The following is a 15921-nucleotide window of genomic DNA, read 5'->3' on the forward strand; positions in this document are numbered from 1 at the left end:
AGCGGCAATACTTGTAGTGGCGAACGGTCGAGCGTCAGCCCCAGAGGGCTTCGGGTGCCGCGTCGGTCGGGGGTTCCCCGCCGGCTTCGGCGAACGCGGTGAGCGAGTCGACGAGCCCCTGCCGGCTTTCCCCGGGCATCCGCGCGACGATCTTGGCGATCTCCCGGCGACGGCGGGTCGTCACCTGCCGGACGATCCGCGCGCCCTCGCGGGTGATCTCCAGCACGATCTCGCGCCGTGACACGGGACTGTGCCGGCGGTCGACCAGCTCGCCGGCGACCAGCCTGTCGACCATGCGGCTGGCGGTGGACGGCGTGACCCCGAGGTGTTCGGCGAGCGTCGCGTGCTTGAGCGGCCCGCGCGTGTGCAGGACGACGAGGAGCCGGAACTGCGGCAGGGTCAGGCTGTCCTCGGCCGCGGCGATCGATCGGACGGACACCGCCACGAGCAGCCGCGACGCGGTGAGGACCGCGTCGGTCAGCTTGTCGACGCTCGCGGCGTCGAGGCCCGGGTTCGTGCGGGTCATGCCGCCCAGTGTGCCGGAGCGGCCATGCCCCGCCGGGGTGACCCCCGGCTTGACAGCGAGCCCGCTCGTCTCGCACTATGCGAACAAGTGTTCGATAACTTTCTCCTGGGTTCGCCCGTGGCTTCGCGGTGCGGGTGTCTCCGGTGCGAGTACGTGGTGCTGGAGGTGAGCGGTGGTGGCGGTGCCGGAGGCGCTGGCCGGGCTCACGGCGATCCCGGGGGTCCGCACGGCGGCGGAGCTGAGCCCGGCCGCGGCCGTGTCGCCGGCTTCGGCCGGGTTGTTGACGGTGCTGCCCCCGCTGGCGCGGTTGCTGCCGGGCGGCGGGTTGCGCCGCGGCAGCACGATCTCACTGGCCGGCGCGACGTCCCTGGTACCGGCCCTGCTGGCGGCGGCCACGCGCGACGGTTCGTGGGCGGCGGTGACGGCGCTTCCCGAGCTGGGCCTGGCCGCGGCGGCGGAGCTGGGCGTCGACCTGGAGCGGATCGCGCTGGTGCCCCACCCCGGCGCGGAGCTGACGGGTGTGTTGTCGGCGCTGGTGGACGGGTTCGACGTGGTGGTCCTCGGACCGGTCGCGGTCCAGCCCCAGCTCGCCCGCCGCTTGGCGGGCCGGGTGCGCAACCGGGGAACGGTGTTGCTGAAGGTGGGGCCGTGGCCGGGAGCGGACTTGGAGCTGCGCGTATCGGGCCGCCGATGGCACGGCCTGACCCCGGACGGCCACGGCCACCTGCGAACCCGCGAGGTGACGGCGACAAGCCACGGCCGAGGATCGGCGGCGAGGCCGTCATCGGTGCGGTTGCAGCTGCCGGGACCGGGCGGGGTGGTGGCGGCGGGGGAGCCGCGAGAGCGGCGCTTGGCCGAGGTGGCCGGGTGAGCGATGGTGCCGCAGAGGTCGGTGCCGGAGCACGCGGACGCACCGGATCCGCACGATGACCGGCGGGCCACGGTGTTTCGCCGCGGCCTAGGACTGGGCGATGAGGCAGGTCGTGCCGGGTGTTGTTTCAGCGCGGGGAAGTGCGGCGGATCGGGCGCATCGCGCGATGCCTGGCGTGTCGTGCTTGCCCGCGGCGGTTGTCGTGGCTCGCGCGTGGCGGGGCCTGGCGAACCGGGAGCCGTGCCGCGGTCGTGCGATGACCGGCGGGCCACAGTGTCTCGCCCCTGCGTAGTTCCGCGCGATGGGCAGGCAACAGAGGCCCCTCGCGCCGATAGCGGCCGGGTGTTTTGCCGCCACCGCACCATCCTCGGCGCGGCCGCGGGATGAACGGTCCGCCACGGCTGCTCGTGCTGTGGTGCCCGGACTGGCCGGTCGTCGCCGCCGGGGCCGCTGCCGGTACCTCGCCCCTCGCTCCCGCCGCCGTCTTCTCCGGCAGCCGGGTGGTCGCCTGCTCCGCCGAAGCGCGCCGCGGTGGCGTCGGACGTGGCATGCGCCGGCGCGATGCCCAGTCGCGGTGCCCGGAACTCGTGATGCACCAGCACGATCCGGACCGCGACGCCCGGCTCTTCGAACCCGTCGCCGCCGCTGTCGAAGCGCAGGCCGTCGGGGTCGAGGTCGTGCGGCCGGGCATCGTCGCCGTGCCCGTCACCGGTGCCGCCGGGTACTTCGGCGGCGAAGAAGCCCTTGCCGAGCTCCTCGTCGACGAGGTCGCCGCCCGTGCCGGCGTCGAGTGCCAGGTCGGGATCGCCGACGGCCTCTTCGCCGCGACCCTCGCCGCCCGCCGCTCGGCCCTTGTCGCGCCCGGGGGCACCGAAGCCTTCCTCGCGCCCCTCCCGATCACCGAGCTGGACCAGCCGGGCGACGACCGCGGCGAGCTCGTCGGCACCCTCCGCCGCCTCGGCCTGCGCACCCTCGGCGCGTTCGCCGCCCTGGCCGAACGCGACGTCGCCGGCCGCTTCGCCAAGGACGCCATCACCGCCCACCGCCTCGCCCGCGGCCTCGCCGAACGCCCGCCGCTGCGGCGCGCCCTCCCGCCGGACCTGACCGTCACCGAAACCTTCGACGACCCCCTCAGACGCATCGACGAAGCCGCCTTCGTCGCGAAGACCCTCGGCGAACGCTTCTTCGCCGGCCTCGCGAACCACGGCCTCGCCTGCACCCGCCTGGCCATCGTCGCCGTCACCGAAGCCGGCGAAGAGCGCGTACGCGTCTGGCGCTGCGCCGAACCCCTGACCGCCCGCGCGACGGCCGACCGCGTGCGCTGGCAGTGCGAAGGCTGGCTCACCACCCGCGACCGGCCCAGCGCCGGGATCGTCCGGCTGCGCCTGGACCCCGAAGAGGTCGTCGGCGGGGAAGCCCTGCAGCTGCAGCTCGGCTCGATGGGCCGCGACGCCGACGCCGCCGAGCGCGCCGGCCGCGCCCTGGTGCGCATCCAGGGCCTGCTCGGGCCGGACGCCGTCGTCACCCCGCTCCTCGACGGCGGCCGCGGCCCGGCCGAGCGCGTCCGCCTGGTCCCGTGGGGCGAGCCGCGGCGCGTGGTGACCGAGGACCGGCCGTGGCCGGGCCGCCTGCCCGCGCCCTCCCCGGCCTGGGTGCCGCCCCGGCCACCGTCGGCCCGGGTGCTCGACGCGATCGGCGACGCGGTCCGCTGCACCGAGCGCGGCGAGCTCAGCTACCCGCCGGCCACGGTCACGATCGGCGACGGGCCGTCGCGCCGGGTCCTCGGCTCGGCGGGGCCGTGGATGGTGCACCCGTCGCTGCCGGCGAAGCGCGGCGCGCGGCCGACGGCCCGGATGCAGGTGGTCCTGGAAGGCGAGGACGACGACCTCGCGCTGCTGCTCGAAGCCACCGTCGGCGTAGATCCACAGTGGACAGTCGAAGGCGTCTACGACTAGTCCTTTGTGACCGATGCGACGGAGCGGTTGACACCGGACGCTCCCCGGCTCAGGATCGATACGTCGTAGTCGTACGTGTGTTCGAACAGTAGTCGCTGGCTTCCCCACAGCGAACTCCTTGTGGGGGAGCGGAGTCTTGGCGTTCAACAATCCGAATGTGCCGTGGTCCGAAGTGGAGCGGATCGCTTCCGGCCGACCTCCGGGAGGCGACGGCAACGACGCCCCGGCGTGGTCGCGCAAACGCGAAGGGTATGCCGGGGCGCCGAAAGACCTTCAGGACCGCAAGAGCCGGGACCACGGTGGCGACCGAATCCGTGCCCCCTACGCCGAGCTGCACGTCCACTCCAACTTCAGCTTCCTCGACGGCGCGAGCCACCCCGAGACGCTCGTCGAGGAGGCCGCGCGGCTCGAGCTCGACGCCCTCGTCCTCACCGACCACGACGGCATGTACGGCGCCGTCCGGTTCAACGACGCCGCCCGCGAGCTCGGCGTCCGGGTCGGGTTCGGGGCCGAGCTCTCGCTCGACCTGCCCGCACCGCAGGCCGGCGAACCCGATCCGAAAGGCTCGCACCTGCTGGTGATCGCGCGGCAGCAGGCCGGGTACCACCGGCTCTGCAAGGTCATCTCCCGCGCCCAGCTCGCCGGCGGGGAGAAGGGCCGGCCCGTCTACGACGTCGAGGAGCTGGTCGACGAGCTGGCCGGGCACGTCGTCGTGCTCACCGGCTGCCGCAAGGGGCCGGTCCGCCGGGCGCTCGCCGAGCACGGGCCCGCCGCCGCGCGGGCCGAGCTGGGCCGGCTGGCGGACTGGTTCGGGCCCCGGCACGTCGCCGTCGAGCTGATCGACCACCGCCAGCCCCTCGACGACGCGGCCAACGACCACCTCGCCGGGATGGCGAGGGAGCTGCGGCTGCCGACCGTCGTCTCGAACAACGCGCACTACGCCCGCCCGGAGGACGCCGTCGTGGCCGACGCGGTCGCCGCCGTCCGGGCCCGCCGGTCGGCCGAGGACCTCGAAGGCTGGCGGCCGCCGTCGGGGCAGGCGTTCCTGCGGTCCGGGATGGAGCAACGCCGCCGTTTCGAGCGCCGCTACCCCGGCGCGGTCGGGCGGGCCGCCGTCCTCGGCGTCGAGGTCGCGTTCGACCTGAACCTCGTCGCCCCCGATCTCCCGCCCTTCCCGGTGCCGCCCGGCCACGACGAGATGTCGTTCCTGAGCGAGCTGACCCGGCTCGGCGCGGCGAAACGCTACGGGTCGCGGGAGGAGAACCCGAAGGCCTACGCCCAGCTCGACCACGAGCTCGCCATCATCGGGAAACTCGATTTCCCGGGCTACTTCCTCGTGGTGTGGGACATCGTCCGGTTCTGCAGGGAATCCGGCATCCTTTGCCAGGGCCGCGGTTCCGCGGCGAACTCCGCGGTCTGCTACGCCCTGGAGATCTGCCACGCCGACCCGGTGAAGTGGAACCTGCTCTTCGAACGCTTCCTCGCCCCGGAACGCGACGGGCCGCCGGACATCGACGTCGACATCGAGTCCGGCCGCCGCGAGGAGGCCATCCAGTACGTCTACGAAAAACACGGCCGCTTCCACGCCGCGCAGGTCGCCAACGTCATCACCTACCGCGCGCCGTCCGCGATCCGCGACGCCGCGAAAGCCCTCGGCCACAGCCCCGGTCAGCAGGACGCCTACAGCAAGCTCGTGGACCGCTGGGGCGGGACCAAGCAGCAGACGGCGGGCGATATCCCGGCCGACGTCCTCGACCTGGCCGCCCGGATCGAGGACTTCCCGCGCCACCTCGGCATCCACTCCGGGGGCATGGTGATCTCGAAGCAGCCGGTGTCCGAAGTGGTCCCGGTCGAATGGGCGACCATGGCCGACCGGAGCGTGCTGCAGTGGGACAAGGACGACTGCGCGACCGTCGGCCTGGTCAAGTTCGACCTGCTCGGCCTCGGCATGCTGTCCGCGCTGCACTACACGATCGACCTCGTCGCCGAGCACCACGGATCCACTGTGGACCTGGGCGAGCTCGACCTCGCCGACCCGAACGTCTACGACATGCTCTGCGAAGCCGACGCCATCGGAGTGTTCCAAGTGGAGTCACGCGCGCAGCTGGCGACGCTGCCGCGGTTGCGGCCGCGCGAGTTCTACGACCTCGTCGTCGAAGTCGCGCTGATCCGGCCCGGCCCGATCCAGGGCGGCTCGGTGCACCCGTACATCCGGCGGCGCCGCGAGGAAGAGAAGTGGCAGCACGCCCACCCGCTGCTGGCGTCCAGCTTGGACCGGACGCTCGGCGTGCCGCTGTTCCAGGAACAGGTGATGCAGATGGCGGTCGACGTCGCGAGCTTCACCCCGGCCGAGGCCGACCAGCTGCGCCGCGCCATGGGCGCCAAGCGCTCCAGCGCGAAGATGAAAGCGCTGATGGCGCGGTTCTTCGCCGGCTGCGAAGCCAACGGCCTCGACCGCGAGCTGGCGACGCGGATCTTCGAGCAGATCCACGCCTTTTCCGGCTATGGCTTCCCCGAAGCGCATTCGATGTCGTTCGCGCTGCTGGTGTACGCGAGCGCGTGGTTCAAGCGCTACTACCCGGCCGCGTTCTGCGCCGGGCTGCTGCGCGCGCAGCCGATGGGCTTCTACAGCCCGCAGTCGCTGGTCGCCGACGCGCGCCGCCACGGCGTCCGCGTCCGCGAACCGGACCTCAACGCCAGCCTCGCGCACGCCACCCTCGAACCCGACGCCGGCAGCACCGGCGGCGTCGCGCTCCGCCTCGGCCTCGCCGGGGTCCGGCACCTCGGTGACGACGTCGCCGACTCGATCGTCGCCGAGCGCGACGCGAACGGCCCGTACGCCGGGGCCGGCGACCTCACCCGGCGCGTCCGGCTGAAGAAGAACGCCGTCGAAGCCCTGGCCACCGCGGGCGCGTTCGGCGGCGACCGGCGTCAGGACCTCTGGGCCGCCGGTGCCGCGGCGACCACCCGCCCCGGGCACCTGCCCGGCCTCGCCCCGGGCCTCGACGCGCCCGCGCTGCCGGGCATGACGCGGCTGGAGGTGACGGCCGCGGACCTGTGGGCGACCGGCGTCTCCCCGGACAGCCACCCCGTCGAGTACCTGCGCGAGCTGCTCACCGCGCGCGGCGCTTTGCCGGTCGCCGAGCTCATGCGGGTCGAGGACGGGACGCGGGTGTGGGTCGGCGGCGCCGTGACGCACCGGCAGCGCCCGGCCACCGCCGGCGGGATCACGTTCCTCAACCTCGAGGACGAGACCGGCATGGCCAACGTCCTCGTCTCGCCCGGCCTGTGGCAGCGGCAGCGCCTGGTCGCCCGCACCAGCGCGGCGCTGCTGATCCGCGGGCGGGCGCAGGTCGCGGAGGGCGTCGTCACGCTCGTCGCCGACCGCCTCGAACGCCTCGACCTGTCGATGCGGGCGGGGCCGTCGCGAGACTTCCGTTGACTTCCGGGCCGCGCACTGGTTCTCTGCTCTGAGAGCGCTCTCAGCCATCCGTACGTCTCGACGAGTGAGGATGGACGATCCATGACAGCTCGACGTCTGCGCTGGGCAGCGTGGCCGGTGGCCGCCCTGCTCGTGGCGGCCGTGCCGGCGGCGGCCGCGGCGACCCCGCCCGAAGCGACCGTGACGGTCAACGCGAAAGCGGGGCTGGCCACCGTGCCGGACACCGCGCTCGGCATCAACCACGCGGTGTGGGACAGCCAGCTCGGCACTGACACCGTGGCCGACCTGTTCGGCGCCGCGGGGGTTCGCACGATGCGCTACCCCGGCGGCTCCTACGGCGACATCTACCACTGGAAGGACAACACCGCGCCGGGCGGCTACGTGGCGCCCGGCACCGATTTCGACACGTTCATGGGCGGCGTCCGGCGGGCCGGCGCGCAGCCGATCGTCATCGCCAACTACGGCACCGGGACGCCGCAGGAGGCCGCGGACTGGGTGCGGTACGCGAACGTCACGAAGGGTTATGGCGTCAAGTACTGGGAGATCGGCAACGAGCTCTACGGCAACGGCCACTACGGCGCGAACTGGGAGGCCGACGACCACGAGGACAAGAGCCCGGCCGCGTACGCCGCGGGCGTCGTGGCTTACGCCGACGCGATGAAGGCCGCCGACCCGTCGGTGAAGATCGGCGCGGTGCTGACGACGCCGGCGAACTGGCCGGACGGCATCGTCGGCGCGGGGGACACCGGAACGTGGAACCGGACGGTGCTGTCGATCGCGGGGCCGCACATCGACTTCGCCGTGCTGCACTGGTATCCGAGCGCTTCGACGGCCGCGGAAGCGCTGACCAGGACCGAGCAGGTGGACGACATGATCTACCTGGCGCGGGAGCAGATCACGCGGTACGCGGGCCGGTCGCTCGGCATCGCACTGACCGAGACGAACACGCCGGTCGGCATGGACACCCAGCCGGGCGCGCTGTTCGCGGCCGAAGCGTACGCGTCCCTGCTGGAGAACGGCGTCTTCACGGTGGACTGGTGGGACACGCACAACGGCGGGACCGCACTGTCCACAGTGGCCGGTTACCCGGACTACGGCGACTCCGGCCTGCTCTCCAGTGCGACCTGTCTCGACGGCGGGTGCGAGCCCGCGCTCAACACGCCGTTCGCACCGTATTACGGACTGAAGATGCTGAGCACGTTCGCGCGTCCGGGTGATCAGTTCGTCCGGGCCGGCGCGGACGACCCGCTTCTGGACGTCCACGCGGTTCGCCGTCCGAACGGGGACCTCGCGGTTCTGCTGGTGAACAAGGATCCTTCCGCGGCGCGGGTGGTGAACCTGGACTACCCGGCGTCCGTCACGGATGTCTTCACCTTCACGAACGGCGCGACGTCGATCGTTCACGCGTCTTCGTGGGACCGGACGGTGCCGCCGTACTCCCTGACGACCGTGGTCCTGCACCCCGCCGCTTCGGTCCGGTTGGCCGCACCGGGCCAGCCGACGGCGACGACGACCGACAAGACGGCGACGATCAGCTGGCCGGCGTCGGCGCCCGGCGTGAAGTACGAGGTGTACCGGCAGGCGGGCGCGGTGAGCGAGCAGTGGGGCGAGACGACGGGGACATCGTTGTCCGTCGGGAACCTGGTCCCGGGAACGCGCTACACGGTGAACGTCCTGGCCCGCGACGCGGCGGGGAACGTGTCGTGGGCGTCACCGCCGTCGACCTTGACGACGGGTGCGCCTTCGGCCAGCAGCTGCACGGTGACGTTGACGGACGTGAACGACTGGGCGAGCGGGTTCGTGGGCGGAATCCACGTGGTGTCGTCGGCGGCGGTGGGTGACTGGACGTTGACGTTCACGTGGCCGACCGCGCGTCAGCGGGTGACGAGCGGCTGGAACGGAACGTGGACCCAGGAGGGGGCGGCGGTGAAGGTGACGTCGTCGGCACCGTTGAAGCCGGGCGCGGATGTCGGGTTCGTGGCGGACTACGGCGGGCCGAACATCCTGCCGACGGCGTTCCGGGTGAACGGAACCTTGTGCGCGGTGGGCTGACCGGCGGTCGCCAGGCAGCCCGGGTAGGTCGGAATCCCGGTCGCGCCCTCGGCCCAATCGCCCAGGCGGATGGCGAGGTGGCCGGTGAAGTCGCCCGCGGTGGGCGAAACGTGACAGCTGCGCTCAGTCCGAGCGGGCCAGCCGGGCCAAGGCCGACCGCAGCACTCGCCGCTCCTCGGCGCTCAGCCCCGTCAGCATCCGCTCCTCCGCCACCCGGATCGCGTCCCGCACCGCCCGGTGCCGCCGAACGCCGGCGGCCGTCAACCGCACCACCCGGGCGCGCCGGTCGGACGGGTCCGGCGAACGGCTCACCAACCCCTCCGCGACCAGCCCGTCCAGCAACGCGATCAGCCGCGTCTTGTCGTAGTGGATCTGCTGGGCCAGCACCAGCTGGCTCGGCGCCGCCCCCGGGGACAGGGCCGACAGCACCACGTACTGCCACATCGAGAGCCCGTGCTCCTCCAGGATCGGGCGCTCGGCCTCGGCCAGTGCGCGGCCGGCTCCCGCGCAGAGGGCCGCCAGGTCGTCGTCCTCCGTCACGCGGGGAATCTTACGCTTGGACAAATCATAAGCAGATGCGTATCGTTTCTGGCATGACATCAATCGAGACAGGACACGCCGAGACCCGCACGATCACCATCGCTGCGGCGCCCGCGCGGGTCGTCGACTACCTCTCCGACGGGCGCCACCTGCCCGAATGGGCGCCCGGCTTCGCGCCCGCCGTCGAACACGAACAGGGCGACGTCTGGCGCATTCCCGGTGCGGGCGAGCCGCGCCGGGTCGTCGTGCGCACCGCGAAGGGCCATGGCGTTGTCGACTTCGTCAGTGCCGAGGCTCCGAACCAAGGCCTCTTCGCCCGCGTGCTCCCCAACCTGACCGGCGCCGAGCTGATCTTCAGCCTCTTCTTCCCCGAGGGAACCGAACCGTCGGCCGTCGACGCGCAGATGGCGGTCGTCGCCCAGGAACTCGAGGCCGTGCGAGAGCGCGTCGAAGCGTGAACCGGGACATCCGCTCGGTCGAGGACCTCCTGCGGATGCTGGACGGCCTCTTCGAAGACATCCCGTGGGACGGCTTCTACGAGGACCGCGACCGGCCCGTCCCGTTCTTCGCCGACCAGCCCGACGAAAACCTCGACGCCTGGCTCCGCGCCGGGTCACTCCGGAAGGGCCGCGCGCTGGAGCTGGGCTGCGGGCCCGGCCGCAACGCGCGGAGGCTCGCCGCCGCGGGGTACGAGGTGGATGCGGTCGACCGGTCGCGAACCGCGATCGCCTGGGCGACGGAACGCGGTGGTGACGCCCGCTTCCACCACGCCGACATCTTCGCCATGGACCTGCCGCACGAGACCTACGACCTGGTCTACGACTCGGGCTGCCTGCACCACCTCGCACCGCACCGGCGGATCAGCTACCTGGCCCTGCTCGACCGCCACCTGAAACCGGGCGGCCATTTCGGCCTCGTGTGCTTCGCCGCCGGCACCGGCGATGGCGGCTCCGGCACCGAGGTCCCGGACGCGCAGCTCTACCGCGACCGCAGTCTCCACGGCGGCCTCGCGTACACGCCGGACGAGCTGCGCCGGCTGTTCGACGGCTACACCGAGCTCGAACTGCGCCCGATGCGGGCGAACACCGGCCTGTTCGGTGTGCCCTTCCTGCTCGCCGGACTGTTCCGCAAGAACTGAAAACCCGAGCCGCGTGTCGACAAGCAGCTCAGCGGATCAGCTCGTCGGCGACCCACCGCACGACGCCGTCGGGGTACGGGTTCGCCAAGCCGAGGACGATGTGCCCGAAACCTGCGCCCACGGCCTCTTCGATCTTCTCGCGCGTCGCGGCGGGCTTGTCGTAGTCGACCGGCAGGAAGATCGAGCGGGTGATCGACGCGGGGTCGCGGCCGATCTCCGCGCAGTAGCGGTCGAGCAGCCTGCTGCGGCCGGCGAGGTCTTCGATGTCGCCGCCGCCCGGGATGTTCCACAGGTCGGCGTGCTCGGCGACCACGCGCAGCGTCGCGCTCGCCCGGCCGCCGATCATGATCGGCGGGTGCGGCCGCTGCACCGGCTTGGGGTTGCCGAACGCGCCCTTCAGCTTGACGTACTCGCCGTCGAAGTCGAACGGCTCGTCGTCCGTCCACAAGCGACGGATGATCGCGCACGCCTCGGCGAGCGCGGCGACGGCGTCGTCCTGGCTGTGGTAGGGCAGGCCGTGGCCGTCGTATTCGCGCCGCGCCAGGGGATGGCTCGGGCGCGACCCCGCGCCGATGCCGAAGTCGAGGCGCCCGCCGGACACGATGTCCACCGTGGTCGCGATCTTCGCCAGCACCGCCGGCGGCCGGAAGCGGTTGCTGGTGACCAAGAGCCCGACGCGCAGCCGCTCGGTCTGTGCGGCCAGCGCCGAAAGCAGCGTCCAGCCTTCGAAGATCGGGCCGTCCGGGTCGCCGCCGATCGGCATGAGGTGGTCGAACAGCCACGCGTGCTCGATTTCGGGCACGGTGTCGGCTTCGCGCCAGACGCGCAGGATCTCGTCGTAGCCGACGTTCATCGGTGCGGTCAGGATGCCGAAACGGGGGGACATCAACGCCTCCGGAGGGACGGGTCGAGCAGGGCGGGCGGGGTGTCGAACTTTTCGTGGGCGGCCAGGTCGACGCCGGGAGCGACGACGGCGTCGATCTCGTCGAGCACGTCGGCGGCCAGCACGGTGTCGGCCGCCGCGAGCTGCGACTCCAGGTGGCCGAGCGTGCGGGGACCGATGAGCGCACTGGTCACGCCGGGGTGCGCGGTCACGAAGGCGAGCGACAGCTGAATCAGGGAAAGATCCGCCTGGTCGGCGATCTTGACGAGCTTCTCGACGGCGTCCAGCCGGGCCTGGTTGGCCGGGTCGGTGAGGTCGAAGCGCTGCGGCAGGACGCCGGCGCGGTTCGTCTTGATCTCCTGCCCGGCGCGGGCCGCACCCGAGAGCCAGCCCGACGCGAGCGGGCTCCAGGCCAGCACGCCGAGGCCGTACTCCTGGGTCACCGGGAGCACGTGGGTCTCGATGCCGCGTTGCAGGATCGAGTAGCTGGGCTGCTCGGTGACGTACCGGCTCAGGTGGTTTTCCCGCGCGGCCCACTGGGCCTGCACGATCCGGTAAGCGGGGAACGTCGACGAGCCGAAGTAGCGGATCTTGCCCGCGCGCTGCAGGTCGGTCAGCGCGGAAAGCGCTTCCTCGTCGCTCGTGGCGGGGTCCCAGCGGTGCATCTGGTAGAGGTCGACGTGGTCGACGTCGAGCCGGCGCAGGCTGTCTTCGAGGGCCTTGAAGATCCAGCGGCGCGAAGTGCCGCGGTGGTTGCGCTCGTCGCCCATCGGCATGGCGGCCTTGGTCGCGAGCACGAGGTCGTCGCGGCGGTTCTTGATCGCCTTGCCGACCATGACCTCCGACTCGCCCTGGCTGTACATGTCGGCGGTGTCGACGAGGTTGATCCCGCCGTCGAGGGCGGCGTCGACGATGGCGGTGGCCTCGTCCTGGGTGGTGCGCCCGATCGCGCCGAAGTTCATCGCGCCGAGGGCGAGGCTGCTGACCTGGACGCCGGTGCGGCCCAGGGTGCGGTACTGCATGAGGGGGCTCCTCCGTGAGATGATGACAAGCGGAACGTTGCTCCGTTAACCATACGGAGCATTGTTCCGGTTAGCAACCCGGGAGGTGTGGTGAGCAAACCCAAGCGCGCGGACGCCCGGCGCAACGAGAAGACGTTGCTCGACGCGGCGGCCGCGGTCTTCGTCGCGTCGGGGGTGGACGCGCCGGTGCGCGACATCGCGGCGAAGGCCGGCGTCGGGATGGGCACGATCTACCGCCACTTCCCGACCCGGGCGGACCTGATCGTCGCGGTCTACCGGCACCAGGTGGAAGCCTGCGCCGACGCGGGGCCGGCGCTGCTGGAGGCGGCGTCCTCGCCGCACGAGGCGCTGAGCCAGTGGATCGACCTGTTCGTCGACTTCCTGGTGACCAAGCACGGGCTCGCGGGGGTGCTGCAGGGCGACGGGTTCGCCTCGCTGCACGCGTACTTCCTCGATCGCCTGGTCCCGGTGTGCGCCCAGCTGCTCGAAGCCGCCGGGCTGACCGCGAAGGTGCGGCCGCTGGAGCTGATGCGCGGGGTGGGCAACCTGTGCGTCGGCGCGGAGGACGGCAACCCGGACTACGACGCGCGCCGCCTGGTCAAGCTCCTGATCGCGGGGCTGCGGGCGTGATCGAGCAGCTCACGACCGACCCGTACGCGCTGCTGGCGCGGCTCCGGGCGACCGAGCCGGTCGCCTGGCTGCCGTCGTTGAACGGCTGGCTGGTCACGCGGCACGACCTGGCGCTGCGGGTGATGCGCGACGCGGCGACCTTCACCGTGGACGACCCCCGGTTTTCGACGGCCCGGGTCGTCGGCCCTTCGATGCTCTCGCTGGACGCGGCCGAGCACGCCCGGCACCGGACGCCGTTCGCCCGGCACTTCCGGCCCCGCGAGATCTCGGACCGGTTCGACGGGTTCGTGCGCGCCGAGTGCGCCCGGCTGGTCGACGGGTTCGCCGCGGCCGGGCGCGCGGAGCTGCGCCGGGCGCTGGCCGGGCCGCTGTCCGTCGCGGTGGTGGCCGACGCGCTGGGCTTGGACGACACCGACACCGCGCGGGTGCTGGCCTGGTACGACGCGATCGTGTCCACAGTGGACGATATTTCGGCCGGCCGGGAACCGGGTCCTCGCGGTGCGGAAGCCTTCGGTGAGCTGCGCTCGCACATCGAGGGCTCGGTCGGCCGGCGCTCGCTGGTGACCGAGGCGGCTTCGGTGCTGGACCTGCCGGAGGTGGTGTCGAACGCCGCGGTGCTGATGTTCGGGGGCATCGAGACCACGGAAGGCATGATCGCCAACCTCCTGGTGCACCTGCTGCGGAATCCGGAGCACCTGGACCGCGCGCTCGTCCCGGAAGCGATCGAGGAGTCGCTCCGGCTGGAACCGGCCGCGGCGGTGGTCGACCGGTACGCGACCCGCGACGTCGCGCTCGGGGGAGCGTCGATCGCGCGGGGTGACCTCGTGACGGTGTCGCTCACCGCGGCCAACCGCGATCCCGCGGTGTTCCCCGAGCCCGACGTGTTCGACCCGCACCGGCCGAACCTGCGCAAGCAGCTGGCGTTCGCCCACGGCCCGCACTTCTGCCTCGGCGCCGACCTCGCCCGGCTGGAGGCGCGGATCGCCGTGGAAACCGTGCTCGACCGGCTGCCGGGCATCGCACTGGCGGAGCCGGCCACGGCGTCGGGGCTGGTGTTCCGCAAACCCGCGGCGGTTCACGTGCGCTGGCTGCCATCATGACCGCATGACGGCGTGGCGTGAGTTCGAAGAGGCGGAACCGGAGTTCGCTCGGCGCGTGCGGACGTTGTTCGACGCGCACAAGCACAAGACGATGGCGACCCTGCGGGCCGACGGGTCACCGCGGATCTCCGGCATCGAGACGAAGTTCGCGGACGGCGAGCTGACGTTCGGCTCGATGCCCGACGCGCGCAAGGGCGCGGACCTGAGGCGGGACCCGCGGCTGGCGCTGCACAGCGCGACGGTCGACCCGGTCGACGGCGAAGAGGCGAAGTGGCCGGGAGAGGCGAAGATCTCCGGCCGGGGAATCGACACGGGCGACGGCTTCCGCGTGGACGTCGCCGAGGTGGTCCACACTCATCTGAACCCGGAGGCGACGCTGCTGGTCGTCGAGTGGTGGACGCCCGAGGGCGGGCTCCGCAAGGTCGAGCGCGAGTGAGCTGAGCGGGAGCGGGTCGTTCGTGGCATCTTCGGAGGCGAGACTTAAGTCAATCGCTTGACGTAATTGGCGATCGTCGCCATGCTCGTCGTAGGGGTCATTCACCGACGAGGAGTCCGTCATGACGCAAAGCCACACCGAGCTGCCGCGGTTCCCGTTCGAAGCCGGCACCGCGCTCGAGCCGCCGTCCGAATGGGCGGAGTTCCGGGAGAAGTGCCCCGTCGCGCACGTTCGGCTGGCCAGCGGCGACGAAGCCGCCCTGATCACCCGCTACGCCGACGTCAAGAGCGTGCTCTCCGACCCGCGGTGGACCCGGCCGACGCCCGCCGACAACGCCGCGCGGGTCGCCGACACCGAGTCCGGCGGGGTGTTCAACAGCGAGATGGCGACCGTCCTCCCGCAGCACGGCGAAGCCCACCTCACCTGGCGCCGCACGATCGGCAAGTGGTTCACCGCCAAGCGGATGAACGCCCTGCGCCCCGGCATGGCGGCGATGGCCGAGCAGCTCATCGACGACCTCGTCGCCAAGGGCGCGCCCGGGGACCTCAAGGCCGGCGTCGCCTTCCCGCTGCCCGTCTGGGTCATCTGCGACATGCTCGGCGTGCCGGACTCCGACCGCGACCGGTTCGCGCACTGGTCGGACGTCATGCTCAGCATGACCCGCTACACCCAAGCCGAGTTCGACGCCGCGCAGCAGGACTTCGGGCGGTACATGGGCGGGCTCATCGCCGCCAAGCGCGCCGAACCCGGCGAGGACATCCTCAGCGCGCTGCTGCCCGAGGGCTGGTCCGACCCGATGCTGATCGCCACCGGGATCGGCCTGCTGATCGCCGGCCACGAGACCACCGCCAACATGATCGCCAAGATGGTCGCGATGCTGCTCGCCGACCGGAGCCGGTGGGAGCGGCTGCTGGCCGACCCGGCGCTGGTGCGCACCGCCGTCGAGGAGTCGCTGCGGCTGGACGCCAACGCGGGTGTCGGGATGATGCGCTACTTCACCGACGACTTCGAGGTCGCCGGCACCGTCCTGCCCGGCGGGACGACCGCGATGTGCAGCATGGCCGCGGCCAACCGCGACGAAGGCGCGTTCGAGAACGCGTCCGAAATGGACCTGGGCCGCAGCCCGAACCCGCACCTGTCCTTCGGCGCCGGCGCGCACGCGTGCCTCGGGCAGCCGCTCGCCCGCACCGAGCTGCAGGTCGTCCTGGAAGTCCTGCTGCGCAAGCTGCCGACGCTGGAGCTGGCCGTCCCGGCGGACGAGCTGCGCCGCGTCGAGGGGCTCGCCGTCGGCGGACTGCGGGAACTGCCCGTCCGCTGGTGACCCCG

General features: G+C 72.2%; 14 protein-coding genes. 10 read left to right on the top strand and 4 right to left on the bottom strand.

Annotated features, from left to right (window positions below):
- Nucleotides 1-34: 34 nt before the first annotated feature.
- Nucleotides 35-526, bottom strand: coding sequence for a MarR family winged helix-turn-helix transcriptional regulator (locus AA23TX_RS06190; protein WP_155541611.1), 492 nt, complete (start codon nucleotides 524-526; stop codon nucleotides 35-37).
- A gap of 175 nt (nucleotides 527-701) precedes the next feature.
- On the opposite strand from AA23TX_RS06190, the gene imuA' reads away from it, so the two are divergent.
- The 4 genes from imuA' (at nucleotide 702) to AA23TX_RS06210 (ending at nucleotide 8846) form a co-directional block, all read left to right on the top strand.
- Nucleotides 702-1397 (top strand): DnaE2-dependent mutagenesis accessory factor ImuA', encoded by a 696-nt coding sequence (gene imuA' / locus AA23TX_RS06195; RefSeq protein ID WP_155541612.1) that lies wholly within the window; start codon nucleotides 702-704, stop codon nucleotides 1395-1397.
- A gap of 383 nt (nucleotides 1398-1780) precedes the next feature.
- Nucleotides 1781-3352: a DNA polymerase Y family protein gene (locus AA23TX_RS06200; protein ID WP_196425199.1), complete on the top strand. Its 1572-nt coding sequence runs from the start codon at nucleotides 1781-1783 to the stop codon at nucleotides 3350-3352.
- 136 nt (nucleotides 3353-3488) lie between these two features.
- On the top strand, nucleotides 3489-6794 hold the full coding sequence (locus tag AA23TX_RS06205; RefSeq protein ID WP_196425200.1) for an error-prone DNA polymerase: 3306 nt from the start codon (nucleotides 3489-3491) through the stop codon (nucleotides 6792-6794).
- A gap of 81 nt (nucleotides 6795-6875) precedes the next feature.
- Nucleotides 6876-8846: a cellulose binding domain-containing protein gene (locus tag AA23TX_RS06210; protein WP_196425201.1), complete on the top strand. Its 1971-nt coding sequence runs from the start codon at nucleotides 6876-6878 to the stop codon at nucleotides 8844-8846.
- A 123-nt stretch (nucleotides 8847-8969) separates the two neighbouring features.
- On the opposite strand, the gene AA23TX_RS06215 is transcribed toward AA23TX_RS06210, so the two are convergent.
- Nucleotides 8970-9386 (bottom strand): MarR family winged helix-turn-helix transcriptional regulator, encoded by a 417-nt coding sequence (locus AA23TX_RS06215; protein ID WP_155541614.1) that lies wholly within the window; start codon nucleotides 9384-9386, stop codon nucleotides 8970-8972.
- A gap of 53 nt (nucleotides 9387-9439) precedes the next feature.
- Between AA23TX_RS06215 and AA23TX_RS06220 the strand changes: the two genes are divergently transcribed.
- Complete coding sequence (locus tag AA23TX_RS06220) at nucleotides 9440-9844, top strand: SRPBCC family protein (RefSeq protein ID WP_155541615.1); 405 nt, start codon at nucleotides 9440-9442, stop codon at nucleotides 9842-9844.
- Entirely contained in the window at nucleotides 9841-10524 is a 684-nt protein-coding gene (locus tag AA23TX_RS06225) for a class I SAM-dependent methyltransferase (protein ID WP_155541616.1), read from the top strand. Before AA23TX_RS06220 ends, AA23TX_RS06225 begins: the two co-directional genes overlap by 4 nt.
- 28 nt (nucleotides 10525-10552) lie before the next feature.
- On the opposite strand, the gene AA23TX_RS06230 is transcribed toward AA23TX_RS06225, so the two are convergent.
- Entirely contained in the window at nucleotides 10553-11410 is an 858-nt protein-coding gene (locus AA23TX_RS06230; RefSeq protein ID WP_155541617.1) for an LLM class flavin-dependent oxidoreductase, read from the bottom strand.
- Nucleotides 11410-12429: an aldo/keto reductase gene (locus tag AA23TX_RS06235; protein WP_155541618.1), complete on the bottom strand. Its 1020-nt coding sequence runs from the start codon at nucleotides 12427-12429 to the stop codon at nucleotides 11410-11412. Before AA23TX_RS06235 ends, AA23TX_RS06230 begins: the two co-directional genes overlap by 1 nt.
- 90 nt (nucleotides 12430-12519) lie before the next feature.
- Between AA23TX_RS06235 and AA23TX_RS06240 the strand changes: the two genes are divergently transcribed.
- The 4 genes from AA23TX_RS06240 (at nucleotide 12520) to AA23TX_RS06255 (ending at nucleotide 15916) form a co-directional block, all read left to right on the top strand.
- On the top strand, nucleotides 12520-13059 hold the full coding sequence (locus tag AA23TX_RS06240; RefSeq protein ID WP_230862367.1) for a TetR/AcrR family transcriptional regulator: 540 nt from the start codon (nucleotides 12520-12522) through the stop codon (nucleotides 13057-13059).
- Complete coding sequence (locus AA23TX_RS06245; protein WP_230862368.1) at nucleotides 13056-14159, top strand: cytochrome P450; 1104 nt, start codon at nucleotides 13056-13058, stop codon at nucleotides 14157-14159. The genes AA23TX_RS06240 and AA23TX_RS06245 overlap by 4 nt, the downstream gene beginning before the upstream one ends.
- A gap of 4 nt (nucleotides 14160-14163) precedes the next feature.
- Nucleotides 14164-14595 (top strand): pyridoxamine 5'-phosphate oxidase family protein, encoded by a 432-nt coding sequence (locus AA23TX_RS06250; RefSeq protein WP_155541620.1) that lies wholly within the window; start codon nucleotides 14164-14166, stop codon nucleotides 14593-14595.
- Between the two features lie 121 nt (nucleotides 14596-14716).
- Nucleotides 14717-15916 carry a cytochrome P450 gene (locus AA23TX_RS06255; protein ID WP_155541621.1) on the top strand — a complete coding sequence of 400 codons (1200 nt, stop codon included), beginning with the start codon at nucleotides 14717-14719 and terminating at the stop codon, nucleotides 15914-15916.
- Nucleotides 15917-15921 lie beyond the last annotated feature (5 nt).

The organism is Amycolatopsis camponoti (assembly GCF_902497555.1).
Taxonomy (GTDB): Bacteria; Actinomycetota; Actinomycetes; order Mycobacteriales; family Pseudonocardiaceae; genus Amycolatopsis; species Amycolatopsis camponoti.

What these genes read in the sequence shown, in the direction of transcription:
- AA23TX_RS06190 (WP_155541611.1), bottom strand. Translation starts at nt 526, where the DNA reads ATGACCCGCACGAACCCGGGCCTCGACGCCGCGAGCGTCGACAAGCTG.
- AA23TX_RS06200 (WP_196425199.1), top strand. Translation starts at nt 1,781, where the DNA reads ATGAACGGTCCGCCACGGCTGCTCGTGCTGTGGTGCCCGGACTGGCCG.
- AA23TX_RS06210 (WP_196425201.1), top strand. Translation starts at nt 6,876, where the DNA reads ATGACAGCTCGACGTCTGCGCTGGGCAGCGTGGCCGGTGGCCGCCCTG.
- AA23TX_RS06220 (WP_155541615.1), top strand. Translation starts at nt 9,440, where the DNA reads ATGACATCAATCGAGACAGGACACGCCGAGACCCGCACGATCACCATC.
- AA23TX_RS06230 (WP_155541617.1), bottom strand. Translation starts at nt 11,410, where the DNA reads ATGTCCCCCCGTTTCGGCATCCTGACCGCACCGATGAACGTCGGCTAC.
- AA23TX_RS06235 (WP_155541618.1), bottom strand. Translation starts at nt 12,429, where the DNA reads ATGCAGTACCGCACCCTGGGCCGCACCGGCGTCCAGGTCAGCAGCCTC.
- AA23TX_RS06250 (WP_155541620.1), top strand. Translation starts at nt 14,164, where the DNA reads ATGACGGCGTGGCGTGAGTTCGAAGAGGCGGAACCGGAGTTCGCTCGG.
- AA23TX_RS06255 (WP_155541621.1), top strand. Translation starts at nt 14,717, where the DNA reads ATGACGCAAAGCCACACCGAGCTGCCGCGGTTCCCGTTCGAAGCCGGC.